Origin of the sequence: Vibrio pomeroyi, from assembly GCF_024347595.1 — a bacterium.
Classification (GTDB): Bacteria; Pseudomonadota; Gammaproteobacteria; order Enterobacterales; family Vibrionaceae; genus Vibrio; species Vibrio pomeroyi.
On sequence record NZ_AP025506.1, the window covers coordinates 2,713,437 to 2,739,414 of the forward strand.

The 25,978-nt window shown below is 43.7% G+C and carries 21 protein-coding genes; 11 read left to right on the top strand and 10 right to left on the bottom strand.

The window, feature by feature from the left end:
- Nucleotides 1–375: 375 nt before the first annotated feature.
- Nucleotides 376–1,665, top strand: a complete 1,290-nt coding sequence (locus tag OCV12_RS11785; RefSeq protein WP_261884723.1) for a citrate synthase — start codon at nucleotides 376–378, stop codon at nucleotides 1,663–1,665.
- A 300-nt stretch (nucleotides 1,666–1,965) separates the two neighbouring features.
- Here OCV12_RS11785 and OCV12_RS11790 read toward each other — a convergent pair whose 3' ends face one another.
- Nucleotides 1,966–2,724, bottom strand: coding sequence for a Nif3-like dinuclear metal center hexameric protein (locus tag OCV12_RS11790; protein ID WP_261884724.1), 759 nt, complete (start codon nucleotides 2,722–2,724; stop codon nucleotides 1,966–1,968).
- 114 nt (nucleotides 2,725–2,838) lie between these two features.
- Between OCV12_RS11790 and OCV12_RS11795 the strand changes: the two genes are divergently transcribed.
- Nucleotides 2,839–3,597 (top strand): DUF1853 family protein, encoded by a 759-nt coding sequence (locus OCV12_RS11795; RefSeq protein WP_261884725.1) that lies wholly within the window; start codon nucleotides 2,839–2,841, stop codon nucleotides 3,595–3,597.
- A gap of 119 nt (nucleotides 3,598–3,716) precedes the next feature.
- Here the strand turns inward: OCV12_RS11795 and pgm are convergent, their stop codons facing one another.
- Together pgm and seqA are read right to left on the bottom strand one after the other, a co-directional pair.
- On the bottom strand, nucleotides 3,717–5,363 hold the full coding sequence (pgm, locus tag OCV12_RS11800) for a phosphoglucomutase (alpha-D-glucose-1,6-bisphosphate-dependent) (RefSeq protein WP_019820492.1): 1,647 nt from the start codon (nucleotides 5,361–5,363) through the stop codon (nucleotides 3,717–3,719).
- A 93-nt stretch (nucleotides 5,364–5,456) separates the two neighbouring features.
- Nucleotides 5,457–5,996, bottom strand: coding sequence for a replication initiation negative regulator SeqA (gene seqA, locus OCV12_RS11805; RefSeq protein WP_017630054.1), 540 nt, complete (start codon nucleotides 5,994–5,996; stop codon nucleotides 5,457–5,459).
- 93 nt (nucleotides 5,997–6,089) lie between these two features.
- On the opposite strand from seqA, the gene OCV12_RS11810 reads away from it, so the two are divergent.
- The 3 genes from OCV12_RS11810 (at nucleotide 6,090) to fldA (ending at nucleotide 7,770) form a co-directional block, all read left to right on the top strand.
- Nucleotides 6,090–6,851 carry an alpha/beta fold hydrolase gene (locus OCV12_RS11810; protein WP_261885957.1) on the top strand — a complete coding sequence of 254 codons (762 nt, stop codon included), beginning with the start codon at nucleotides 6,090–6,092 and terminating at the stop codon, nucleotides 6,849–6,851.
- 108 nt (nucleotides 6,852–6,959) lie between these two features.
- Nucleotides 6,960–7,178, top strand: a complete 219-nt coding sequence (locus OCV12_RS11815) for a DUF2788 domain-containing protein (RefSeq protein ID WP_004737900.1) — start codon at nucleotides 6,960–6,962, stop codon at nucleotides 7,176–7,178.
- 58 nt (nucleotides 7,179–7,236) lie between these two features.
- The gene (fldA, locus tag OCV12_RS11820; protein ID WP_004737899.1) at nucleotides 7,237–7,770 is read left to right on the top strand and encodes a flavodoxin FldA; all 534 of its coding nucleotides are present in this window, start codon (nucleotides 7,237–7,239) and stop codon (nucleotides 7,768–7,770) included.
- A gap of 96 nt (nucleotides 7,771–7,866) precedes the next feature.
- Here fldA and OCV12_RS11825 read toward each other — a convergent pair whose 3' ends face one another.
- Nucleotides 7,867–8,373 (bottom strand): DUF4442 domain-containing protein, encoded by a 507-nt coding sequence (locus tag OCV12_RS11825; protein WP_004737898.1) that lies wholly within the window; start codon nucleotides 8,371–8,373, stop codon nucleotides 7,867–7,869.
- Between the two features lie 207 nt (nucleotides 8,374–8,580).
- Between OCV12_RS11825 and fcrX the strand changes: the two genes are divergently transcribed.
- Nucleotides 8,581–9,030 carry a ferric iron uptake transcriptional regulator FcrX gene (gene fcrX, locus OCV12_RS11830; RefSeq protein WP_017630056.1) on the top strand — a complete coding sequence of 150 codons (450 nt, stop codon included), beginning with the start codon at nucleotides 8,581–8,583 and terminating at the stop codon, nucleotides 9,028–9,030.
- A gap of 139 nt (nucleotides 9,031–9,169) precedes the next feature.
- Here fcrX and glnS read toward each other — a convergent pair whose 3' ends face one another.
- A complete protein-coding gene (gene glnS / locus OCV12_RS11835; protein WP_176680251.1) occupies nucleotides 9,170–10,837 on the bottom strand; it encodes a glutamine--tRNA ligase in 1,668 nt (555 codons plus the stop codon).
- Between the two features lie 302 nt (nucleotides 10,838–11,139).
- The gene (gene nagE, locus OCV12_RS11840) at nucleotides 11,140–12,657 is read right to left on the bottom strand and encodes an N-acetylglucosamine-specific PTS transporter subunit IIBC (protein WP_017630058.1); all 1,518 of its coding nucleotides are present in this window, start codon (nucleotides 12,655–12,657) and stop codon (nucleotides 11,140–11,142) included.
- Between the two features lie 518 nt (nucleotides 12,658–13,175).
- On the opposite strand from nagE, the gene nagA reads away from it, so the two are divergent.
- The 4 genes from nagA (at nucleotide 13,176) to asnB (ending at nucleotide 19,104) form a co-directional block, all read left to right on the top strand.
- Nucleotides 13,176–14,312, top strand: a complete 1,137-nt coding sequence (nagA, locus tag OCV12_RS11845) for an N-acetylglucosamine-6-phosphate deacetylase (protein ID WP_261884726.1) — start codon at nucleotides 13,176–13,178, stop codon at nucleotides 14,310–14,312.
- A gap of 2 nt (nucleotides 14,313–14,314) precedes the next feature.
- Complete coding sequence (gene nagC, locus OCV12_RS11850; RefSeq protein WP_017629614.1) at nucleotides 14,315–15,529, top strand: DNA-binding transcriptional regulator NagC; 1,215 nt, start codon at nucleotides 14,315–14,317, stop codon at nucleotides 15,527–15,529.
- An 84-nt stretch (nucleotides 15,530–15,613) separates the two neighbouring features.
- Nucleotides 15,614–17,200: a cation:proton antiporter family protein gene (locus tag OCV12_RS11855; RefSeq protein ID WP_261884727.1), complete on the top strand. Its 1,587-nt coding sequence runs from the start codon at nucleotides 15,614–15,616 to the stop codon at nucleotides 17,198–17,200.
- Between the two features lie 233 nt (nucleotides 17,201–17,433).
- On the top strand, nucleotides 17,434–19,104 hold the full coding sequence (gene asnB, locus OCV12_RS11860) for an asparagine synthase B (protein WP_017629612.1): 1,671 nt from the start codon (nucleotides 17,434–17,436) through the stop codon (nucleotides 19,102–19,104).
- Between the two features lie 79 nt (nucleotides 19,105–19,183).
- Here asnB and rfaH read toward each other — a convergent pair whose 3' ends face one another.
- Nucleotides 19,184–19,690 carry a transcription/translation regulatory transformer protein RfaH gene (gene rfaH, locus OCV12_RS11865; protein WP_176680254.1) on the bottom strand — a complete coding sequence of 169 codons (507 nt, stop codon included), beginning with the start codon at nucleotides 19,688–19,690 and terminating at the stop codon, nucleotides 19,184–19,186.
- Between the two features lie 504 nt (nucleotides 19,691–20,194).
- On the opposite strand from rfaH, the gene OCV12_RS11870 reads away from it, so the two are divergent.
- Nucleotides 20,195–21,589, top strand: coding sequence for a peptide MFS transporter (locus OCV12_RS11870; RefSeq protein ID WP_017629610.1), 1,395 nt, complete (start codon nucleotides 20,195–20,197; stop codon nucleotides 21,587–21,589).
- A 90-nt stretch (nucleotides 21,590–21,679) separates the two neighbouring features.
- Here OCV12_RS11870 and hemH read toward each other — a convergent pair whose 3' ends face one another.
- The 3 genes from hemH to htpG all read right to left on the bottom strand — a co-directional run bounded on the left by hemH (nucleotide 21,680) and on the right by htpG (nucleotide 25,859).
- The gene (hemH, locus tag OCV12_RS11875; protein WP_017629609.1) at nucleotides 21,680–22,642 is read right to left on the bottom strand and encodes a ferrochelatase; all 963 of its coding nucleotides are present in this window, start codon (nucleotides 22,640–22,642) and stop codon (nucleotides 21,680–21,682) included.
- A 279-nt stretch (nucleotides 22,643–22,921) separates the two neighbouring features.
- Entirely contained in the window at nucleotides 22,922–23,566 is a 645-nt protein-coding gene (adk, locus tag OCV12_RS11880; RefSeq protein WP_048660860.1) for an adenylate kinase, read from the bottom strand.
- 388 nt (nucleotides 23,567–23,954) lie between these two features.
- Nucleotides 23,955–25,859, bottom strand: coding sequence for a molecular chaperone HtpG (gene htpG / locus OCV12_RS11885; RefSeq protein WP_261884728.1), 1,905 nt, complete (start codon nucleotides 25,857–25,859; stop codon nucleotides 23,955–23,957).
- Between the last annotated feature and the right edge of the window lie 119 nt (nucleotides 25,860–25,978).

A 25,978-nucleotide genomic window follows, 5' to 3' on the forward strand; every position in this document is an offset into this window, starting at 1 on the left:
TATTGTTATGGACAAAATTTGATCGCAAACCTTCAAAATTTAACATTAACTTAACAAATAACTGAAGTTGAGCCTTAGATAATTGTAAAATAATTGTTAACTGCCAGATTAAGAAAGACACCTCACATTTCTTCTTAGCCTTGCATTTATAAGGTTTTAACCAAACTTTTCAGCGCCACTATACGGCTGGCAACATTCTAATACAATTGATGTAACAAATAATGCTACACAGACCAGATTTTTAACGAATTTAATGTAAAAAACACTAACAAGTGCACACAAAGCTGTAGAAAAATTGACTTTCCCACGTAAGACCAGTAAAAAAATGGCACATAAACATCCTGGACGGATTAATAATAAACAAAGGAGATTGTTATGGCGGATAAGAAAGCTACCCTTCACATTGAAGGTCAAGCGCCAATCGAGCTGCCGATTACGGAAGGTGTACTTGGTACTCCAGTGATCGATGTTCGTACACTAGGTTCTAATGGTTTTTTCACTTTTGACCCTGGTTTTCTTGCCACTGCATCTTGTGAGTCTCAAATCACTTTTATTGACGGTGGAAAAGGTATTCTTCTACACCGTGGTTATCCAATTGACCAACTTGCCAATAACGCTGATTACTTAGAAGTATGTTACATACTTCTTTACGGTGAAGCCCCGTCTCGAGCTGAATACGAAAAGTTCAAGACTACCGTGACACGTCACACTATGGTGCATGAGCAGATTGCTAGTTTCTTCCACGGCTTCCGTCGTGATGCTCACCCTATGGCTGTAATGTGTGGTGTTGTAGGTGCTCTAGCGGCGTTCTACCACGACTCACTTGATATCAACAACGATACACACCGTGAAATTGCGGCTTACCGCCTGATTTCAAAAATGCCGACACTGGCAGCAATGTGTTACAAATATTCAATCGGTCAGCCGTTTATCTACCCACGTAACGACCTAGGCTACGCTGAAAACTTCTTACACATGATGTTTGCAAACCCATGTGAAGAGTACGAAGTGAACCCTATTGTTGCTCGCGCAATGGATAAAATCTTCACACTACATGCTGATCACGAACAGAACGCTTCAACATCTACAGTACGTCTGTCTGGTTCATCTGGTGCTAACCCGTTTGCGTGTATCGCAGCAGGTATCGCATCACTTTGGGGCCCAGCTCACGGCGGCGCAAACGAAGCTTGTCTACGTATGCTTGAAGAGATCGGTAGCGTAGATAACATTGAAGAATACGTTGCGAAAGCAAAAGACAAAGATGACCCATTCCGTTTGATGGGCTTCGGTCACCGTGTTTACAAGAACTACGATCCACGTGCAACGGTAATGCGCGAAGCATGTCACGAAGTACTGAAAGAGCTAAACATCCAAGATCCACTACTTGACGTAGCAATGGAACTTGAGCGTATCGCTCTGTCTGATGAGTACTTTGTGTCTAAGAAGCTATACCCGAACGTAGATTTCTACTCAGGTATCATTCTGAAAGCTATCGGTATTCCAGTATCAATGTTTACTGTAATCTTCGCGATGTCTCGTACTATCGGTTGGATTGCACACTGGAACGAAATGCACAGCGATCCGACAAACCGTATCGGTCGTCCTCGTCAGTTGTACACTGGTCAAGAGCAGCGTGACTTTAAAGCACTTCACGAACGTGAATAATTGCGATTAAAGTATGATTGTTAAAAAGGGTTGATGTGAAAACATCAACCCTTTCTTTTTGTACGAGATATTTTGAATCTCCACAACGGCCTGTCAAAGAGATTCCCTACTCCTTCCTTCGTCAGTCTAGGGAATGACGATAGAAACAAACTATGCCGTCATCCCCGAGAGCGAGGGACGAGCGAGTTGGGGATCTCATTCAACGAGTAGATAGCCCAAAGAGATTCCCTACTCCCTCCTTCGTCAGTCTAGGGAATGACGAATGCTATTTTACTCGTATCCCTCATCTAGCATCTGTTCTTAAACTGGGTTATCGATATCGATAAACTCAACATCCAAGCCGTGTTCTTTTGCTAACCACTCACCCAGCGCTTTCACGCCATAACGTTCTGTTGCGTGGTGCCCTGCTGAAAAATAATGAATGTCTTGCTCACGCGCTGAATAGGTTGTGCGCTCAGAAATTTCACCAGAGATAAACGCATCGATACCTTGAGAGGCAGCAAGCTCAATGTAGTCTTGACCGCCGCCAGTACACCAACCAACTGTTTGAATCATTTTATCGGCGTTCTCAGGAGCAATGTGTAGCGGCTTACGATTCAACACTTGATCAATTTTTTCGGCAAACTCAGCACCTGTCATTGGTGTTTTCAACTTACCAAACATTGCAACCGATTGCGGGTGCCCTTCCAAGCCACCTTCTACTTCAATATCAAGCAGTTCAGCAAGCTTAGCGTTGTTACCAAGTTCAGGGTGGATATCGAGAGGTAAGTGATAACCTAACAGGTTGATATCATTCTTAATCAGAGTACGAATGCGCTTGCCCTTCATGCCACGAATTGCCTCTGACTCGCCTTTCCAAAAGAAACCGTGATGAACCAATAAAGCATCGGCGTTCAATTCTACCGCTTTGTCAATCAGCGCTTGAGAAGCTGTTACACCAGTAACGATGCGCTTCACTTCAGAAGCACCTTCGACTTGAAGGCCATTAGGACAGTAATCTTTAATCTGCTGTGGCTGCAGCTTTTCGTTCAGTAGCTTTTCTAATTGTAAGTTATTCATTTTTATTTCCAGCTTACCTTTATAATAACGTCGTTATATCAATTTACGGGTAGAATGTCGAAAGCCCTGCCCTCTGTTTATTAAGAACAGATGACTAAAGTTTACGAGGAACCGATGACTGAACTGCAACGTTTTTACCAATGGGTGATTGGCTCACCACCACTACTGGAAATCAAGCCACCCATTTCTGATCTCGGTGTATTCTCAAGCCACCAAGCGCTCGACGCATCACATGCTTATAATGGTAATCCTAGATTAGGCTTCCTCTACCAACACCTATGTGAACAAGTCATCACTGCTTCGGATAATTATTCAATCAAGCACGATGAGATTCAGATTAATGTTGAGGGTAGAACACTAGGCGCTATCGACTTTATTCTCGAAGATGCAAACAGTCAAAAGTTAGAACACTGGGAAGTCGCGATTAAATTTTACCTACTTCATGAGCAAACATGGTTTGGGCCCAACTCCCATGATCAATTGGATAAGAAGCTCGATAGAATGCTCAGCCACCAGCTTGGAATGTCATCTTCAGCCGCCTTTATTGAGCAGTATCCAGAGATCGAAGTCGACTCAAAACATCTTCTGATGCAAGGTCGCCTATATACCAACCCATTCTTAGAACAAAACGTGCCTACTACATGTTTGGGTTACGACATTAATCCAAGCCAAGTAAACGGTTTTTGGTGCTATCAAAACCAAGCTCATCTAATCACTGAAGCACTCTACCCTCTCACCAAAGAACAATGGGCAGCTGGGACAGATGATTTTAGCAGTAACCCCATTACTGAGTTTGGTGATCGCTTTGTTCATGGACAAACCCAGTCCGGTCAATTCTGGTTTGTAATGCCGCAAAGCTGGCCACATGGCTAATCCATTCGTCATTGAACTTACTTTGTCTTGCCACTTATTCATAGACAAATAAAAAGGGCTGATGCTTTCACATCAACCCTTCTTCTATTTACGTAGCAACCCTAGTAATCGAGGTTCGATTATAGGCCAGCGGCTGCAAATACTTGGTTAACAATCTCTTGAGCTTCCGCTTCAATTGCTTTTAGGTGCTCTTCACCTTTAAAGCTTTCACAGTAGATCTTGTAGATGTCTTCAGTGCCTGATGGACGAGCAGCAAACCAACCGTTCTCAGTTGTCACTTTAAGGCCACCAATCGCAGCGCCATTACCTGGAGCATGCGTTAAGCGAGCAGTAATCGCATCGCCAGCAAGAGTTTCAGCAGAAACCATCTCTGGAGACAGCTTCTTCAGCACGTCTTTTTGCGCGCCATTTGCTACCGCTTGAATACGGTTGTACTTAGATTCACCGTGTTTAGCAGCAAGCTCTTCGTAGTATTCTTGTGGGTTCTTACCCGTTACCGCTGTGATCTCAGCCGCAAGCAGGCAAAGAATTAGGCCATCTTTATCTGTTGACCAAGGCGTTCCATCTTTACGTAAGAAAGATGCACCCGCACTCTCTTCGCCGCCGAAACCAAACTGACCGTTGTATAAGCCATCAACAAACCATTTGAAACCAACTGGCACTTCACAAAGTTCGCGACCTAAGTCTGCAACGACACGGTCAATCAATGCACTTGATACCAGGGTTTTACCAACAGCAACGTCTTTGCCCCAACCTTCACGGTTACGGTATAAGTAGTCGATACAAACTGCTAGGAAGTGGTTTGGATTCATTAGGCCTTTTGGCGTAACAATGCCGTGACGATCGTAATCAGGGTCGTTACCAAACGCTAGTGCATACTCGTCTTTAAGAGCCAGTAGGCCTGCCATCGCGTATGGAGAAGAACAGTCCATACGAACAACACCATCTTTATCTAGAGACATGAATTGGAAAGAAGGGTCAACCGCTTCACTTACCAGAGTAAGATCTAGGTTGTACGCTTTACCAATTTGGCGCCAGTAATCGATACCGCTGCCACCCAGTGGATCAACACCAATCTTGATGTTTGCTTTCTGGATCGCTTCCATATCAACCACGTTAACCAAATCAGCAACGTATGGAGCAACCAGATCCACTTCTTTCACTAACTCAGACTGTTTAGCTTGTGCGATAGGAGTGCGCTTAACACCTTGCATTTGCTCAGCAATGATCACGTTCGCACGGTCTTCAATCGCTTGAGTCAATTCAGCTTCAGCAGGGCCACCGTGTGTCGGGTTGTATTTAATACCGCCGTCTTGTGGTGGGTTATGCGAAGGCGTGATAACAATGCCGTCAGCTTTCTTATCATTCACTAGGTTGTGCGTAAGAATCGCGTGCGAGATACCCGGGGTTGGAGTAAAGCCATTGTTTTCTTGAATAATAACTTCAACACCGTTCGCTACAAGCACTTCGATAACCGTAGAGAACGCAGGCTCAGATAGAGCGTGAGTATCTTTACCTAAGAAAAGTGGACCTGTTGTACCCTGCTCGGCACGAACCTCAGCCACTGCTTGTGCAATCGCTAGAATGTGGTTTTCGTTAAATGTTGATTTGTCTGCTGTACCACGGTGACCTGAAGTACCGAACAGTACTTTGTGATCTGGGTTGGTAGCATCCGGTTGCTGTAAGAAATAGTTAGCCACTAAAGCCGGAATATTATGAAGATCTTCCTGCTGAGCTTTTTGCCCAGCACGAGGGTGCATAGCCATTTTTCGACATCCTTATATATAAAATTTAAAAACAAAAAAAACCTCATAATATCTTCTTATCCATGGATATTATGAGGTTTAAATCAGATTTCGTTAAATTGAACCTGTTACTTTTTCTATCAATTCTGCTTGGAAACTCATGCGGCTCATAAGCTGCTCAACCATCTGTCTTTTACGGCTTGTATTATTATTAGTAATAACCCAAAAAGGACTTTGTGGAATAGCTTTAGGCTTAGTGGTGTTACCGTTTGCTAGCAACGTCGCTTCGTTGTCTGCAAAGTAAACACGTTTACGGCCTTTTACTTGAGTTGCTTCTGAAAAGCTTAAAGGGTCGATTTTATGCAGTGTTGACAACACAAGCATGAAACGATCAATGGCTTTCTTTAGTGATGCAAACTCATCTGATATTAGTAGTGAGCGCATCTCTTTAACGCCATCGAATTTCTCTGGAGTAAAGCCTACCTCTTTGCTAACAACGATACCTTTTGGCTCAACGATCTCTTCGATCGGAACCATGCCTTGGCTATCAACCTGTAACAAGCGGCGCAGAATATCTGAAGCGCTTTCGCCAATACGTTCTGTCTGACCCGCAATAAAACGGTATAGGTCCTCATCAACCTCAATTGTTTTCATTCGCTTTTCACAATCTCAATGTTTAAACTCTGGGGGATTATAGCGAGATCCGCGCGGATACTCTACGTCAAACCCACCATGAATAAGATAAAAATGTCAGTACAGCTCAACTATAAAATTGAAGGTGAGGGTCACACCATTGTTTTGATCCATGGATTATTCGGTAATCTGGACAACCTTGGCTTGCTCGCTAGGGATCTAAAAGCCGATCATCAAGTGCTTAGTATCGATCTACGTAACCACGGTCAATCTTTCCATAGTGACACTCACAACTATCAAGCGATGGCACAAGATGTAGCTCAACTGCTGAATGATCTTGAGTTAGAAGATGTGACTGTGATTGGTCACTCTATGGGTGGCAAAGTCGCGATGGCGCTAACCCAACATCTCGAACTGCGTAAGTTGGTTGTACTGGACATGGCTCCGGTCGCCTACACCCAGAGCCGTCACGATAACGTATTCGCTGGCCTGCAAGCCGTGATCGCAGAACAACCAACCTCTCGCTCAGAGGCGCTAAAGGTTCTCGCAAAACATATCGAGATTGATGGGGTTCGCCAGTTCTTGACCAAATCTTTGTTCAAATCAGGGCAAGGCATCATGGAGTGGCGCTTTAACGTCGCATCCCTGCTCGCCAATTACGCGCACATCATTGGCTGGGAACCGATCGACAAAACCTCGGTCAAAACCTTGCTAATAAAAGGTGGGGACTCTGACTATCTCACGGCTGAACACCAAACCGCGGTTCAGCAGCAATTTTCTAACGCAAAGGCGCACGTCATTGCGAATACGGGTCACTGGCTACACGCAGAAAAGCCAGCAGAAGTACTCAGAGCAATTCGAAAATTCATCGCTTAAGCACGCTTTTTCATGCAGATAAATGAGAGCTGAGTAATCACTGCACATTAACTTTATCTCGCAACAGTGATATAGTGCGCCCAAGCAAAATTGGTATATAAGGTTCCCATGCTTTACGACTACATGAACATCATTGAATCTGTTGGTTTAGATCTCCTATTTGCCGCGATTTTCTTTTTAATCGGTATGGCAATTAAGGACGTTCTCAAGCAAGGAAATGTTCCTCCATTTGGTCGTCGCATTGTGTGGTTAGTACTTTTCCTTGGCTGTGCAGGTTTTATCGCCAAAGGGATAATCCAACTAAGCTGGGAAGGAACCGGGATCTAACGATTCCCTTCCGAACTTTATTACACCGACAACAGACAAAATGAAAGGTAATGATTCTATGGCAAGTGTAGGTCTCTTCTTTGGTAGCGATACAGGTAACACTGAAGCTGTTGCTAAGATGATTCAAAAGCAATTGAGCAAGCAGCTCGTTCACGTTCAAGACATTGCAAAAAGTAGCAAAGAAGATATCGATAACTTCGATCTACTGCTGCTTGGTATCCCTACGTGGTACTACGGTGAAGCACAATGTGATTGGGATGACTTCTTCCCTGAGCTAGAAGCTATTGATTTCTCAACTAAGCTTGTTGCTATCTTTGGTTGTGGCGACCAAGAAGATTACGCAGAATACTTCTGTGATGCTATGGGTACTATCCGTGACATCGTTGAAGCGAAAGGCGGTACTATCTTAGGTTACACATCAACTGAAGGCTACGAATTCGAAGCATCGAAAGGTTTAGTTGAAGGCGATGACAGCCAATTCGTTGGTCTATGTATCGATGAAGATCGTCAACCTGAGCTAACTGATGAGCGTGTATCTAACTGGGTTAAACAAATCCACGAAGAAATGTGCCTAGCAGAGCTAGAAGACTAATTCTCTAGCGGTTGTTAATTGTTACAATTAATGGCAACTATGTAGATATGAAAAAACCTCCTTTTGGGAGGTTTTTTGCTATTCAATGGTGACCAATTAACACTCAGCTTCTAGTGCTTCATCATCATCTCTAAATTGCGGCTTCTTTCTTACATAAAGCGTACGCTGAATTTCTGATACCACATTTCCCTGCTTATCTTTGACATAGATAATAAACTCAGGAAAACACTTCTCACCGAGCTGTGTCTGACGATAGATCTCATCCAGTTGCCCTTGGCTTATTTCGAAATCTGCATACAAGTCAGATTGACCAGGTTTGATAAAATTAATGCTCGCTTCCTTGTCCCAAACATAATATCGCTCACCCAAAATTCCCATTAACATCAATGAGTAAACCGGATCCGTCAGGGAAAAGATACTGCCGCCATATTGAGTGCGATTGGCATTTTTGTTCCACCAACGTAGCTTCAGCACCGTCTTTACTACCCTGAAGTCTGAACTTATATGCGCTATCTTGATGCCCGCTCCCCAGAACGGAGGCCAGATATTAAGAGCGAATTTTACGATGTTTGGTTTGTATATTTTTGCAAGTTGCTTATTCATAACAACATTCCGTGTTCATATTAGAATTACCGCCACCTTGACTGGTCGTACCTCCACTATAAGTGAGATACTTCCAATTTACAAAACAGATTGTGATGTCGATTAGTAACCCTTTGAAGTTCGTGGTTTATTGTTATGCCTGACTAAACTATAATGGTATTAATATTGAATTCTGTTAATTGCTGCAGATCATCAACAGGAAAGTATATGTCAGACAATAATCAAGCGCTAAAAGATGCTGGTCTTAAAGTGACCCTCCCAAGGCTCAAAATTTTAGAAGTATTACAACAACCAGACTGCCAACATATTAGTGCTGAAGATTTATATAAAAAGCTGATCGACTTAGGTGAAGAGATCGGACTTGCGACCGTTTATCGAGTATTAAACCAATTCGATGACGCTGGCATTGTAACTCGCCACCACTTCGAAGGTGGTAAGTCTGTATTTGAACTTTCAACACAGCACCACCACGATCATCTAGTATGTCTAGATTGTGGCGAAGTTATCGAATTCTCTGATGACATCATCGAAGAGAGACAGAAAGAAATCGCAGAACGTTACAACGTGAAACTGACTAACCACAGTTTATACTTGTACGGAAAAAGTATTACCGGTGATTGCAAAGGTAACCCTGACGCACACAAACCGAAGAAGTAATACTAAACGCTGGCTTAGGCCGGCGTTTTTTATATCGTCACTATATAAGTAAAAATATCCGATATTATTCAAACACAAAAAAACCGGCTCTAGGCCGGTTTTTTATTGGGTTACTTTTAACAAGCTAAACACTCAAGCATTAAGCTTCAGTTTTACCCCAAGTATCACGTAGACCAACCGTACGGTTGAACACTAGCGCGTCTGCTTTAGAGTCTTTCGAATCTACGCAGAAGTAACCTGTACGTTCAAACTGGTATGCTTGCTCTGCTGCACCTTCCGCTAGGCTAGGCTCAACAAAACCGTTTAGCGTAACAAGCGACTCAGGGTTAAGCGTTGCTGCAAAGTCATCAGCTGCGGCTGGATTTGCCACAGTGAATAGACGATCGTATAGACGAATCTCAGCAGGCAGTGCTTTATCAGCAGATACCCAGTGGATAACACCTTTCACTTTACGGCCATCAGCAGGGTTCTTACCTAGTGTTTCGTTGTCGTAAGAACAGAAGATAGTCGTAATGTTGCCTTCCGCATCTTTCTCGATACGCTCAGCTTTAATCACGTAAGCACCACGTAGACGAACTTCTTTACCTAGAACCAAACGCTTGTATTTCTTGTTTGCTTCTTCACGGAAGTCATCACGCTCAATCCACACTTCACGAGTAAATGGTACTTCACGAGTGCCCATTTCAGGTTTGTTCGGGTGGTTAGCAACCGTTAGTGTCTCTACTTTATCCGCATCGTAGTTTTCAATCACGATCTTAACTGGATCCAGAACGGCCATTGCACGAGGTGCATTTTCGTTTAGATCGTCACGGATACAAGACTCAAGTGAACCGAATTCAATCATGTTCTCTTGTTTCGTCACACCGATACGCTTACAGAATTCACGGATAGACGCAGAAGTGAAACCACGACGACGTAGACCAGAGATAGTAGGCATACGTGGGTCATCCCAACCTTGAACTAGGTTTTCAACCACAAGTTGGTTCAGCTTACGCTTAGACATCACTGTGTATTCAAGATTCAGACGGCTAAACTCGTACTGACGAGGTTGGCAATCGATCGTGATGTTATCTAGAACCCAATCGTACAAACGACGGTTGTCTTGGAATTCAAGCGTACATATAGAGTGCGTAATACCTTCTAACGCATCAGAGATACAGTGAGTAAAGTCGTACATTGGGTAAATGCACCACTTGTCACCCGTCTGATGGTGGTGAGCAAAACGAACACGGTAGATAACAGGATCGCGCATCACCATGAATGAAGAGCTCATGTCGATCTTAGCACGTAGACACGCTTTACCTTCTTCAAAGCCACCATCACGCATTTTTTCAAATAACGCTAGGTTCTCTTCTGGGCTACGGTCACGGTACGGGCTCGCTTTACCTGGCTCTTTTAGCGTGCCACGGTATTCACGGATCTGCTCAGGACTTAGCTCGTCAACGTACGCTAAGCCTTTATTAATTAATTCCACAGCATAAGCGTAAAGCGTATCGAAGTAGTTTGATGAGTAACAAATGTCACCAGACCATTCAAAGCCTAACCAGCTTACATCATTCTTAATTGACTCAACGTATTCAACGTCTTCTTTTTCAGGGTTTGTATCATCGAAACGAAGATTACATTGTCCCTGGTAGTCCTGAGCAATACCAAAATTCAAGCAAATAGATTTAGCGTGACCAATGTGCAGGTAGCCGTTCGGCTCCGGCGGGAAACGAGTATGCACGCTACTGTGTGTACCATCCGCTAAATCTTTATCGATAATTTGGCGAATGAAATTCGATGGACGAGCCTCAGCTTCACTCATCTATAGCACCTCTATGTATTTAGTATTGTCAGAGAAAGTTATCTTTCATCTCCAAGAAAACGGGCGCTTATAGCGCAAGTCAAAGATAGAAAGATCATTGTTGCTAATCATCCACAATTCTTCGCCTTTGCACAATAAGAACCGTCCGTTAATTGCGATTATTTCTGCTATTCGATGAAGAATAGAACGAACCGTGTTCGCTGGCCTTAAACGGCAGTCACAAAAAAGCCTCCCATGTGGGAGGCTTTCAATTTGAAACTTACTTAAGAGTAACTTTACGTCTTAGTTAAGTACTTCCCTTACTATGGAAGTTTTACATCAGATAGGTCTTCACCTGCACCGATAGCTTTCATTTCGCCAGCTACGATTTCAGCTAGTGGGCCTAGGATAACCTGTAGGTTGTTTTCACCTAGTTTAACCACACCTTTAGCACCTAGTTTCTTAAGAACAACTTCATCTGCAACAGAGCGGTCTTTAAGAGTTAGACGTAGACGAGTGATACAAGCGTCGATTGAAGTTAGGTTGTCGTGACCACCTAGAGCTTTCAGGTATTGACGTGCAAGGTCGCCTTTTGGAGCTTCACCAGCAGGAGCTGCAGCAGCTTCGTCATCATCTTCACGACCTGGCGATTTCAGGTTGAAAGCGCGGATTGCGAAAGAGAAAGTGAAGAAGTATAGAGCACCGAAGCCTAGACCGATTAGTAGTAGTACGAATGGTTTAGTTGCTAGACCCCAGTTCAATACGAAGTCGATTAGACCAGCAGAGAAACCGAAACCGTGCAGAGTACCAAACATGTTAGCAACAACTAGAGACAGACCAGTGAATACAGCGTGCATTGCGTATAGAGCAGGAGCTAGGAATACGAACATGAATTCTAGCGGCTCTGTGATACCTGTTAGGAATGAACAGAATGCTACTGAGAATAGTGCGCCACCAACTTGGCTGCGTTTTTCAGCAGGAGCTGCTAGGTACATTGCAAGTGCAGCACCTGGTAGACCGAACATCATTACTGGGAAGAAACCGTTCATGAATACGCCAGCGCCTTTATCGCCACCGAAGAAACGGTGTAGGTCGCCAGATTTAACAGTTTCAGTCACTTCTTTAACTACAGTAGTAATTTCTGGAGTTACAGAGTTAGCGAATGTGAATGTGTGCTCTTGACCAACAACTAGAGTTTTAGCTAGTGATGGGTCAACACAAAGTTGAGTGATGTTAGCGAATGCGCCTTGACCAGCAACGATGATTTCTTGACATGTACCCATACCGAACCAGAAGTATGAGTTCAATACGTGGTGTAGACCTACAGGGATAAGTGCACGGTTAAGAGTACCGTAAACGAATTGACCGATAGCGCCAGACGTTGATACTGCGTGAGCCAGTGCGTCTAGACCAGATTGAACACCAGGCCAAACCACACCAGACACAGCACCTGCAACAAGTGCAAATAGACCGGCCATGATAGGTACTAAACGTTTACCCGCGAAGAATGCCAGCCACTCAGGAAGGCGTGTAGCGTGGAAAGCGTTGTAAGAGTGACCTGCGATGATACCTGCGAAGATACCGCCGAAGAATGACATGTTAACGTCTGCGTTAATTGTCGTTGCTGTAGCTGTTAATACGAAGTAAGCAACTGCACCAGCAAGACCTGCTGCGCCGTTACCGTCTTTAGAAAGACCAATCGCGATACCTAGACCAAATAGCAATGGTAGGTTACCGAAGATAGCACCACCAGCTTGCGCCATAAATGGAATATCAAGTAGATCGCCTTGACCTAAACGTAATAGAAGCGCCGCAATCGGAAGCGTTGCGATAGGTAGCATTAATGCCTTACCCAGCTTCTGTGCATATCCTAGAATATTCACCAGTTGTTTCCCCCTATAGGATTTTTTAGAATTCGTTTGAGAAACTTATTTTAGTCGCTCAATTTAGTCCTATTCAGTGTATTCAATTAATTTTGCTCCGCAAATTAAAACCTTACCATTTGTGATCGTAATCACCAGTTTTTACCAAATCCAGAGGTTTTTGCTAGCGAGATCATAAAACTTATTTTATCATTCAAAAAAATGAACATTTATAGATAAAATCTAGATCTAATGTTTGGGCTAACAACGGGTTATTTGAGGCAAGCAATGCCAGATAAAACACTGATAACACTTGGCCTAAACTTATAAATAAAATGAATTGTTCACATATTTTTCAAACACTTAAAATCGCTTCCCATTTTGAAGCCGTTTGCCCATAAAAGATAAATCGTTACGTAAATGATGCTCGCAAACTAAGTACCCATTTAGGTAACGAAGAATTTTTAAAGATCTCACGAAATAAGGATTAGCTGACTATGTACGCGCTAAGTAACTGTAAAATTTACACTGGTAGTGATGTTCTGACCGATCATGCTGTAGTAATCGAAAACGAACTGATCAAAAAAGTCTGCCCTATATCTGAATTGCCAGAAGGAATTGAGGTTCGCAACCTAGACGGAGCAAACCTAAGCCCAGGTTTCATTGACCTACAACTGAATGGTTGTGGTGGTGTAATGCTGAACGATGAGATCACTGCAAACACTATGCAGATCATGCACAAAGCAAACCTGAAATCAGGCTGTACTAGCTTCCTGCCTACGCTTATCACCTCTTCAGACGAAGATATGCGTGCAGTTATCACGGCAGCTCGTGAATACCACAATCAGTACCAAAACCAGTCTTTAGGTCTTCACCTTGAAGGTCCGTACCTAAACGTTGCGAAAAAAGGCATTCACAGCGTCGATCACATTCGTAAATCTGATAACGAGATGATTGAGCTTATCTGTGAAAACAGCGACCTTGTTGCAAAAGTAACTTTGGCGCCTGAACTTAACGATCCTGAACACATTGAACGTCTTCAGAAAGCGGGCGTGGTGGTTTCTATTGGCCACACCAACGCAACTTATGCAGAAGCACGTCAAGGTTTTGAATCTGGTATTACTTTCGCGACTCACCTATTCAATGCAATGACACCTATGGTTGGCCGCGAGCCAGGCGTTGTTGGCGCGATTTACGATACACCAGAAGTATACGCAGGTATCATCGCCGATGGCTTCCACGTTGATTACGCAAACATTCGAATTGCGCACAAAATCAAGGGAGAAAAGCTCGTATTAGTGACGGACGCCACAGCTCCTGCAGGTGCTGACATGGAATACTTTATTTTTGTCGGTAAGAAAGTATATTACCGGGATGGTAAGTGTGTTGATGAAAACGGCACACTGGGCGGCTCAGCTCTGACTATGATTGAAGCAGTTCAGAATACAGTTGAGCACGCTGGTATCGCTTTAGACGAAGCTCTTCGCATGGCTACGCTATACCCAGCTACGGCTATCGGTGTAGAAAGCAAGCTAGGTCGAATCAAAAAAGGCATGGTTGCAAACCTAGCTGTATTTGACCGAGACTTTAACGTTAAAGCGACTGTTGTTAATGGACAATACGAGCACAATTAAGTATGAATGGCGGACAAATAGGTAACGTAGACTTAGTTAAACAACTAAACAGTGCGGCGGTATACCGACTAATAGACCAACAAGGGCCTATCAGTCGTATACAAGTGGCTGATGTAAGCCAACTCGCACCGGCAAGTGTTACAAAAATTACCCGCCAACTTTTAGAGCGCGGCCTAATCAAAGAGGTTGCGCAGCAAGCGTCTACTGGCGGTAGACGCGCTATCTCCCTAACCACAGAAGTGGAACCTTTTCATTCTGTCGCAGTGCGCTTAGGCCGAGACTATATTCAAATAAGCCTTCATGACCTTGGCGGTCGTGAACTGGCTTTCCAACAGCAAGACCTGAATTATTCAGACCAATCAGACCTTACCCAAGGCTTGGTTAATAATTTGAAGGCTTTCATTGCTGAGCACCAACCAAAGATCGATCAGCTGATTGCTATTGGCGTTACTCTTCCAGGCTTGGTTAACCCAACGACTGGTGTTGTTGAGTACATGCCAAACACAGACATCGATAACCTAGCTTTAAGCGACATTATTCGCGACACATTCCATGTCGCTTGTTTTGTGGGTAACGATGTTCGCGGAATGGCGCTTGCTGAACACTACTTCGGCGCAAGTAAAGACAGCCAAGACTCTATTTTAGTGAGTGTTCACCGTGGTACCGGCGCAGGTATTATCGTGAATGGTCAGGTTTTCTTAGGTCACAACCGCAACGTAGGTGAGATTGGTCACATCCAAATCGATCCGCTAGGCGAGCAATGCCAATGCGGTAACTTCGGTTGTCTTGAAACCGTAGCAGCAAACCCGGCTATCGTTGAACGAGTTCAAAAGTTGATTAAACAAGGCTATGAGTCTTCTTTAACAGAGCTTGACCGTATTACGATTCAAGATGTGTGTGACCATGCAATCAATGGTGACGAACTGGCGAAACAAAGCTTAGTTCGAGTAGGAAACCAATTAGGTAAGGCGATCGCTATGACGATTAACTTATTTAACCCTCAAAAAGTTATCATCGCGGGTGATATTACGAAGGCACAAGAGATTGTTTTCCCTGCAATTAAGCGCAATGTAGAGAATCAGTCGTTAACGACTTTCCATAGCGGCCTGCCTATTGTAGCATCACAGATCGATAAACATCCTACGATGGGAGCTTTTGCCATGATTAAGCGCGCCATGCTCAACGGTGTGTTGCTGCAGAAGCTTCTCGAAGATTAAAGAAAAATAATTCTGATTTTCCGCGGGCCGTGTTTGTATAAACACGGCCCGTTTTTTTAAGCTAGGGAACTACAACAACAAGTTATGGAACTTATATTAATATCCACTGCGTTTATCGCAGGATTTATTGCTTTAAAGTGTCACCTTCCCCCATTAGTTGGTTTTTTGGTTGCAGGCTTTGGGCTTTTTGCCTTTGGCTTTGAAACCAACGACACCATCATTACTTTAGCTGACCTTGGTGTCACACTGCTTCTATTTACTATCGGCTTAAAACTCGACATCAAAACCCTACTCTCTAAAGAGATCTGGGCTGGCGCGACAATCCACAACCTTTTGTCCACTCTGTTTTTCGCCGCCGCCCTGTTTGGTTTTAAGTTCTTAGGCATTTCATCGTTGGCCGCCATGTCGGTAGAACAGATCGTTCTGCTCGGTTTTGCTCTTTCCTTCTCAAGTACGGTATTTGCGGTTAAGACTCTGCAAGAGAAAGGTGAGATGAATGCGACTTACGGAACGTTGGCGATTGGTATCTTGGTCATGCAGGATATCTTTGCCGTCGTATTCCTAACGGCTTCTACCGGCAAAATACCTGAGTGGTATGCGATTGCTCTGTTTGCCCTGCCTTTATTACGCCCACTGTTCTACAAGGTGCTCGATTGGGTTGGTCACGGCGAGATGCTGGTTCTGTCCGGCATCTTCTTCGCATTAGTCGTCGGTGCTGGTTTATTCCATTTGGTTGGTGTGAAACCAGATCTGGGTGCTCTTGTTCTAGGTATGTTACTTGCTGGTCACCCAAAAGCCTCAGAGTTATCAAAATCGCTGTTTAATCTTAAAGAGCTTTTCCTTGTCTGTTTCTTCTTGAACATTGGTTTGTCAGAGCAACCAACCATTCAAGGCTTTATGCTTGCAATCTTGTTCTTGCTGATGCTGCCAGTGAAAGGTGTTCTCTACTTCTTGGTGCTCAACCGTTTCAAGTTCCGTGTTCGAACGTCTCTACTCGCCTCATTATCACTGTTTAACTACAGCGAATTTGGCCTCATCGTTGGTGGTCTTGCCTTCAAGATGGGTTGGATGTCGGGCGATATCCTAGTTGCGGTAGCCATTGCGGTTTCACTCTCGTTCTTAATCGCTGCACCTTTAAACCGAGCTGGTCACAAGCTTTATCAGCAGTCAGGTAAATGGCTGAAAGAGCATGCGTCAGAAAAGCTTAATCAACGTGATAAACGAATTGACCCAGGTCGAGCACAAGTGCTTATTCTTGGTATGGGCCGAATTGGTACTGGTGCTTATGACGAATTACGCTCTCGCTATGGCAAAGTCAGCCTAGGTGTCGAAGTTCGTGAAGAAGCAGCACACAACCACAGAAGTCATGGCAGAAACGTGATTTCTGGCGACGCGACTGACCCGGACTTCTGGGAACGCATCTTAGATACCGCCAATGTAAAATTAGTGATCTTGGCGATGCCTCACCACCAAGGTAACCAAACTGCTTTAGACCAGTTGAAATCTCGAAACTTCAAAGGTCAAATTGCGGCGATTGCTGAATATCCGGATCAACTCGAAACGCTCAAAGAAAACGGTGTTGATGCGGCATTTAACATTTATAGCGAAGCCGGTAGTGGTTTTGCTCGTCACGTATGTGAACAGTTAAACCCAAACATCAATAAAATCTAACCTAAAACGCCCTCTTCAAAGCCTCTCAAAATTGCGAATTTTTGCACTTTTGAGAGGTTTTCGTATAAAAAACCAACTGCAATTAAATATCAAACACCAAAACCAATCAATAATTAGATAATTTCTAACATAACCCCCTTTATATTATTTTTTTGCTTACATCCGGTTGCTTTTTTTAGCCAGAATGGCAAATTGAATACAGTTGATTTAGAAATTATTTAAAAGGAAGTTCTATGTGTTCAGTATTTGGCATTCTCGACATTAAAAGTGATGCCGCAGCACTTCGCCCAATTGCTTTAGAAATGTCTAAAAAGCTTCGTCACCGCGGTCCTGACTGGTCTGGTATTTATGCTGGTGAAAAAGCAATCCTTGCTCACGAGCGTTTAGCTATCGTTGGTTTAAACAGTGGTGCTCAACCACTATACAGCCAGGATAAAAAGCATATTCTTGCAGTAAACGGCGAAATCTATAACCACAAAGAACTTCGTGCACGCTACGAAGACAAGTACCAATTCCAGACAGATTCTGACTGTGAAGTGATTCTTGCGCTGTACCAAGAAATGGGTGCCGACCTACTAGAAGAACTTAACGGTATTTTCGCCTTCGTTTTATACGATGAAGAGAAAGACGAATACCTAGTAGGCCGTGACCACATCGGTATCATCCCGCTTTACCAAGGCTACGATGAACACGGTAACTACTACGTTGCTTCAGAAATGAAAGCACTGGTTCCAGTATGTAAAACAATCAGTGAGTTCCCTCCTGGTAGCTTCTACTCTTCTAAAGATGCAGAGCCACAACGTTACTACATTCGTGATTGGAACGAATATGCGGCAGTTCAAGGCAACAGCACAAGCAAAGAAGAACTGACTGAAGCACTAGAAGCAGCGGTTAAACGCCAACTAATGACTGACGTACCTTACGGTGTACTTCTATCGGGTGGTCTAGATTCATCAATTACTTCAGCAGTAGCGAAACGTTATGCTGCAATGCGTATTGAAGATGATGAGCAATCTGAAGCTTGGTGGCCACAACTGCACTCGTTTGCTGTTGGCTTAGAAGGTGCGCCAGATCTTATCGCTGCTCGTGAAGTGGCTGACAAGATCGGTACTGTGCACCACGAGATGACGTACACAATTCAGGAAGGCCTAGACGCAATCCGTGACGTTATCTACCACATCGAGACTTACGATGTAACGACAATTCGTGCATCAACTCCGATGTACTTGCTAGCTCGTAAGATCAAAGCGATGGGCATCAAAATGGTACTTTCAGGTGAAGGTGCGGATGAAATCTTCGGCGGTTACCTGTATTTCCATAAAGCGCCAAACGCTAAAGAGTTCCACGAAGAAACAGTACGTAAACTGCTGGCTCTGAACATGTTTGACTGTGCTCGTGCGAACAAATCGTTGGCAGCATGGGGCGTTGAAGGTCGTGTACCATTCTTGGACAAAGAGTTCATCGATGTGGCAATGCGTTTGAACCCTGAAGACAAGATGTGTGGTAACGGTAAGATGGAGAAACACATCCTACGTGAGTGTTTTGAAGACTACCTACCAGATTCAATCGCTTGGCGTCAAAAAGAGCAATTCTCTGACGGCGTTGGCTACGATTGGATTGATACATTGAAGGCAACTGCCGAAGCGAAAGTAACGGATAAGCAAATGGAAACAGCTCAGTTCCGTTTCCCTTACAACACGCCAACAACCAAAGAAGGTTACGCTTACCGTGAAATCTTTGAAGAGTTGTTCCCGCTAGAGTCAGCAGCAGAGTGTGTACCTGGTGGTCCATCTGTGGCTTGTTCATCAGCAAAAGCTATCGAATGGGATGAGTCTTTCCAAAACTGTGTTGACCCATCTGGCCGTGCAGTACAAGCCGTTCACAACGATGCTTACAACGCTTAAAGCGATTGGTAAATTCTAAAGACTAAAAAAGGCGCATGATGCGCCTTTTTATTTTTAAGCCTATTTTTTATTGTTGTATTTATGCGTGAGCTTGCAGTGCTTCGTTCTCAATACTGATAGGAACCACTTGGCTGATCATTTTTACGAGCATGATAGAGCGAGCTTCACCATCTTTCTGATGGAAAATCGCTTCAATGCCAGCGAACTGGCCACTCTTAATCTTAACCACCTGCCCAGACTCAAACTCAACACAACAATCTTCAGTTTCGTTACTGCAACACTTCTCAAACTCTTTGAGTTCGAAAACTAAGTCACCTTGGACTTCATGCGGTCTTGCGCCGAACTTAATAAAGTCGACCACACCGCGCGTTGAACGAACTGTCGTAAAACTAGGGCCTTGTTCATAGTCAAAGCGAACAAAGATGTAAGACGGGAACAGTGGCTCTTTGACCTGCTTCTCTTTCCCTCTAACCACCTTTTCGACTTCTATTTGAGGGTAAAAGCACTCTACCCCCTGATTTTCTAGGTGCTGTTGAGCGCGTTTTTGATCACCACGCTTACAGTAGAGCAAATACCAACGTTTCATTTTACTAGCCATTTTCTATTTTTGGACATTTTACCACAAGCCTAAAACGGTTTAATCACCGTTAATAAAATGAAGACTGCTAAGCAAGAAATTATGCGTAGCAGACCAACTTATCAACAAAAAGTCATAGGTCTGAAAAGTGGTTAAGCATTGTACAGGGATCATTTGCAGACAAAAAGGCGCATTCTTGTAAGCGTATGTATGCAAGACCAAATAAAATACACCATACCCTATGAAGATCAAAACGATACAACAAGCCAATGCATTTCACTTTTATTATTCGGTAATTCTTTTAAAACGCTCACTATGCGTCCAGCTCAAAACTGGAAAATTAGTTTGCAGCACGCATTATCTGGGTGACATTGCATAGAAAACCCCTTATTTTCATAAGCTTATAAAAAATTAGTTATCGTAACCATAAAAGACGCCTATTGCAGATGGTTATTCCACTCTGTATACATAAGTGACTATAAAATCTTTTAATACCTAAAATTAGTAAAACTTATGCCAAGCACTCACAACATCTTTGGCCACCCTAGAGGCCTATTTCTACTATTTAGCACAGAGCTATGGGAACGTTTCTCCTACTATGCAATGCGTGCAATTCTTGTTTTATTCTTAACTGATACCACCCTTAATGGTGGCCTTGGTTGGTCAACAAAAGACGCACTCGATCTCTACGGGATCTACACCGGTTTAGTCTACATCACACCATTAATTGGTGGCTGGATTGCCGATAACTACCTAGGACAACGTAAATCGATCCTGATTGGTGGTGTATTAATGGCTCTAGGCCAATTCACACTTGCCCTACCTAACGGTTTTATTGGCTTAGACCAAGTCAACGCTCTGTACCTTGGTTTAGCACTGCTTATCAGTGGTAACGGTATGTTTAAGCCAAACATCTCGACCATGGTTGGCGACTTGTATCAAGAAGGTGACAACCGCCGTGATGGTGCTTTCACCATTTTCTACATGGGCATCAACTTAGGCGCACTACTTGGTGGCTTGATTTCGGGTGCAGCAGTAGATTCATTCGGTTGGAAAGCAGGCTTCTTGGCTGCTGGTATCGGTATGGTTATTAGCTTGATCATGCAAATGACGATGGCTCAATCTTGGTTAGGCAACATCGGCTCTGTACCTGCGGCTGCTCGAGCAAAAGAGCTGAACAAATCGAAAGAGAAAGCGCCACTGACTAAAGAAGAATTCGACAGACTAAAAGTTATTCTGATTATGGGTCTGTTCGTAATCGTTTTCTGGGCTGGCTTTGAACAAGCTGGCGGCCTAATGAACATCTACACTCAACAATATACTGACCGTATGATTGGTGGTTTTGAAGTTCCAGCAGCTTGGTTCCAATCTCTAAACCCATTCTTCATCATTACACTTGCACCGATCATCGCTGCGTTTTGGGTGAAACTAGGTAAGCGTGAACCAAACTCACCGGTTAAGTTTGCGATGGCGTTGTTCTTCTTAGCACTTGGCTTTGTGTGCATGATGGGCGCGGTAATGGAGCAAGGTGGCGACCTAACAGTGAAAACATCGATGTTATGGCTAGTGGGTGCATTCTTCTTCCATACTCTTGGTGAGCTTTGTCTATCGCCTATTGGCCTGTCGTTGGTCACCAAGCTAGCTCCACTTCGTTTAGCATCACTAATGATGGGTGCTTGGTTCGGCTTCAATGCGGTTGCAAACTACGTCGCAGGCCTAGTGGGTTCTCACGTTGGTGAGCTTGGCGCAATGTCTATCTTCGGTGGTATCGCGATTACAGCAACAATTAGTGGCGTATTACTACTTCTTTGTGCGGGCAAGCTTGTATCATGGATGCACGGTGTAGAAACCAACATGACGCTTGAAGCAGAGCCAAAAGCTGAGACAGCAGAAACCTCTGTGGCTTAATATCTAGATCTATTTCAAGAAGAAACATCAAGATCAAAAAGGGCTGCTCAATGAGCAGCCCTTTTGTTATCTATTCAATCGACACATCAATTAGCGATGAAGTGCTACCAGTTCAGCCATCATGTCGATATGCGAGTCTCTATCGTTAAGACACATAATATAGCTAAAGTCTGAGCCACCAGCTTCGATGAAAGTCTCTTTACACTGGTCTGAAATCTCTTCCAATGTTTCCAAGCAATCCACCGAGAATGCAGGAGCCATGATATCAATCTTCTTAATACCTTTTCCTGGCAGGGATTCTAGCGTCTCGTCTGTGTAAGGCTTCAACCACTCCTCTCGACCAAATCGAGATTGGTAGGTCATAGTGATGTCTTCTTCAGATAAACCTAGCTCTGCTGCAAGGAGTTTTGTCGTTGCTTCACAATGCTGTGGGTAGATATCGCCTTCATCAGCTAAGCGCTTCGGAATGCCATGGAACGAACAAACCAAGTGATCGGCTTTGCCATTTTGATCCCAATGGCTGCGAACGCTTTCAGCCAGTGCTTTGGCATAGCTCGGATGTGAGTAGTAATCACGAATAAAGCGATAGCTTGGAATTACAGGCATCTGCTTAAAAGCTTTAGTTAAGCCATCAGAAACGGCGGCTGTCGTTGTGCCTGAGTACTGAGGGTATAAAGGTAATACGATAATGTCTTCTACGCCCTGCTCCATCAGTTGTTCGATACCCGTCTTAAGGCTTGGGTTACCATAGGTCATTCCCAATGCAACCGGCATCTCTAATTTTTTCTCTAGCTTTTCCGCTTGTCTTTGCGAGTAAACAAGCAGTGGTGAGCCATCATCCATCCAAACCGACTGATACAGCTTTGCCACCTTAGGCGAGCGAATAGGAAGAATCACCCCATGCAGAATAGGACACCAAAGCCAACGAGTTAGGTTTACTACTCGCTTGTCGTGCAAGAACTCACTCAAAAATCGACGAACGCCAGCTGGGGTCGCAGAATCTGGCGTACCTAAGTTCACCAGTAAAACGCCCTGCTTTTTATTATTTTCCATAGATACCTGAGACCAATATGTGTTTTTCTGGAAAGTAATATACTAATCTGCATAAGTTTAAGATCATTGCTTCCCACTAAATGTCTGAATAATCATTCTTTAAATGGGATATCACAATATCTACTCTCGATTGTGAGCCACCTTCATCGAAAACGGTTTCGTCTTGAATGATGTGCAATCAAATTATCTAGATTGGTATCGTACTAAAAATTGAAACAAAAAAAGCGACCCTTAAGGTCGCTTCCAATATATCAAATTCTAAAACTGGCTGTTAGCCAATTATGCTAGTGCTTTCTCAAGTTCTGCACTAACTTCAGCAACTTGCTTAGTACCGTCAAACTTAAGGTACTGAGTGTTGCCTGCTTCAGCTTCTTTACCGTAGTAAGAGATAAGCGGAGCTGTTTGATCGTGGTATACGCCTAGACGTGCACGAACTGTTTCTTCTTTGTCGTCATCACGTACAACTAGCTCTTCGCCAGTTACGTCATCTTTACCTTCTTCTTTAGGCGGGTTGTACACAGTGTGGTATGTACGGCCTGAAGGAAGGTGAGCACGACGACCAGCCATACGCTCAACAATCACATCGTCAGCTACGTCGAATTCAACAACGTAATCAACAGCGATACCCATTTCTTTTAGGCCATCAGCTTGTGGGATTGTGCGTGGGAAACCGTCTAGTAGGAAACCTTTCTCACAGTCATCTTGAGCGATACGCTCTTTGATAAGACCAAGGATAATTTCATCAGAAACTAGCTGACCAGCGTCGATTACTGATTTTGCTTGCTTACCAAGCTCAGTACCCGCTTTGATAGCAGCACGTAGCATGTCACCAGTTGAAATTTGAGGGATACCAAATTTGTTCATGATGAAGTTAGCTTGAGTACCTTTACCCGCGCCAGGAGCACCTAGAAGAATGATGCGCATGTTTAATCCTCTTATAAAATTATGATTTATACCGAAGCTCACTATCCCACCTTCCTCGTTCATACTTAAGATAAACAGGAAAAGTTAGGTAACAGCTGAGGTTAAGCAAAACTGTAAACAGAAGCAAAACGGTAAGTTTCGGTATAACGTTTAAAAATCATACAACTGGAAGGAATGAGTTCCTAGCTCCAGCTGATTAGGTCGAGCATTCTATCACATTAATATTCAATTTGGCTGAATTTACGACTAAAGAATGTATCGGCAACATTTGTTGTGACGACAACGGTGACGTTGACCACGTTTAATAGATTTTCAGCGACGTTCATAAAAAAAGCCCGCATTTGCGAGCTTTTTATTACAATTATTGGCTTAACCTAAAGTCGAAAGACTAACGCTTTGTCAGTAGCTCGTTGATTGCACCCAAGAATTGTGACGGATCTTCCATTGAGCCTTTTTCAGCCAGCATCGCTTGACCAAGTAGCAACTCAACCCAACGACCAAACGCTTGCTCGTCTGCTTCGTCAGCCATCTGTTTAACCAGTGCGTGCTCAGGGTTAATCTCGAAGATGTACTTCACTTCAGGTGCCGCTTGACCTGCAGCTTCAAGAAGCTTAGCCATTTGCGTACCCATTTCGAAGTCGTCAGTTACAACAACAGCCGGTGTTGTTGCTAGCTTGAATGTGGTGCGAACTTCTTTAACACGACCACCTAGGTAAGATTGAGTACGCTCTACAACAGACTTGAACTCTTCTTCAGTCTCTTTTTGCTTCTCTTTCTCTTCTTCACCTTCAAACTTGCTTAAGTTTAAGCCCGCTTTTGTGATCGATTGAAACTGCTTACCATCAAAGTCAGTTAGGTAGTTCATTACGTACTCATCAATGCGATCGTACATTAGAACCACTTCAATACCTTTTGCTTTGAACTGCTCCAAGTGCGGGCTGTTTTTAGCGGCAGCGTAGCTATCTGCTGTTAGGTAATAGATCTTATCTTGGCCTTCTTTCATGCGCTCAACGTAAGATTCTAGGCTGATAGTTTGCTCAGCAGAATCCACTTCCGTTGATGAGAAGCGTAGTAGACCCGCGATCTTCTCTTTGTTCGCCATGTCTTCAGCTGGGCCTTCTTTCATAACTAGGCCAAACTCTTTCCAAAACTCTAGGTACTTGTCGTTGTCGTTCTTCGCCATGCGCTCAAGCATAGTTAGTACACGCTTAGTACATGCGCCACGAAGAGACTGAGTCACCTTGTTATCTTGAAGAATTTCACGCGACACGTTCAGAGGCAGATCATTTGAATCAATCAAGCCGCGAACGAAACGCATGTAAGATGGCATGAACTGTTCAGCATCGTCCATGATGAATACACGCTGTACATAAAGCTTTAAGCCGCTCTTATGGTCACGGTTCATCATATCCCAAGGTGCTTTCGCTGGGATGTAAAGCAGGCTTGTGTAGTCGTTCTTACCTTCAACCTTGTTGTGGCTCCACGTTAGTGGATCAGCGAAATCGTGAGATACGTGCTTGTAGAACTCTTGGTACTCTTCTTTCTCGATATCAGATTTGTTACGAGTCCAAAGCGCTTGCGCCTTGTTAATCTGTTCCCAATGCTTCTCTTCGGTGTCTTTACCTTCGTCATCTTTCACTGCTGTGAAGATAGAAACAGGAATGCCGATGTGATCAGAGTACTTACCAATCACTTCACGCAGACGCCATTCGTTTAAGAACTCTTTACCGTCTTCACGCATATGAAGAATGATGTCAGTACCGCGAGATTCTTTGGTGATGTCCTCGATGGTGTAATCGCCTTCGCCAGCAGAGTGCCATTGAACGGCTTCATTGTTTGCTAGGCCAGCTGCACGAGTGCGAACGGTTACCGCGTCCGCAACGATGAATGCTGAGTAGAAACCAACACCAAATTGACCAATCAATTGAGAGTCTTTGCTTTGGTCTTCAGACAGTTTTGAGAAGAAGTCTGCAGTGCCTGATTTAGCAATCGTACCTAAATGCTCAATAACGTTGTCACGGCTCATGCCGATACCGTTATCAGAAATCGTTAAGGTATTTGCTTCAGCATTGAATGAAAGTTTTACACCTAAATCAGCATCACCTTGGTAAAGGTCACCATTAGATAGGGCTTGGAAACGAAGCTTGTCAGCCGCGTCAGATGCGTTAGAGATCAGCTCACGTAAGAAGATTTCTTTATTTGAATACAGTGAGTGAATCATTAGATGAAGTAGTTGTTTTACTTCAGATTGAAAGCCACGAGTCTCTTTATTTTGCGTTGCCGTTTCGCTCATTTTTACTCCAAAACATCTATACTTTATGTTGAATAACCATAGGGGCGTAACACTTGATGCCACTCTTATGTTCATTAACATGAGGATGACAAATGTAAATTCAAGGTCAAAAATCATAA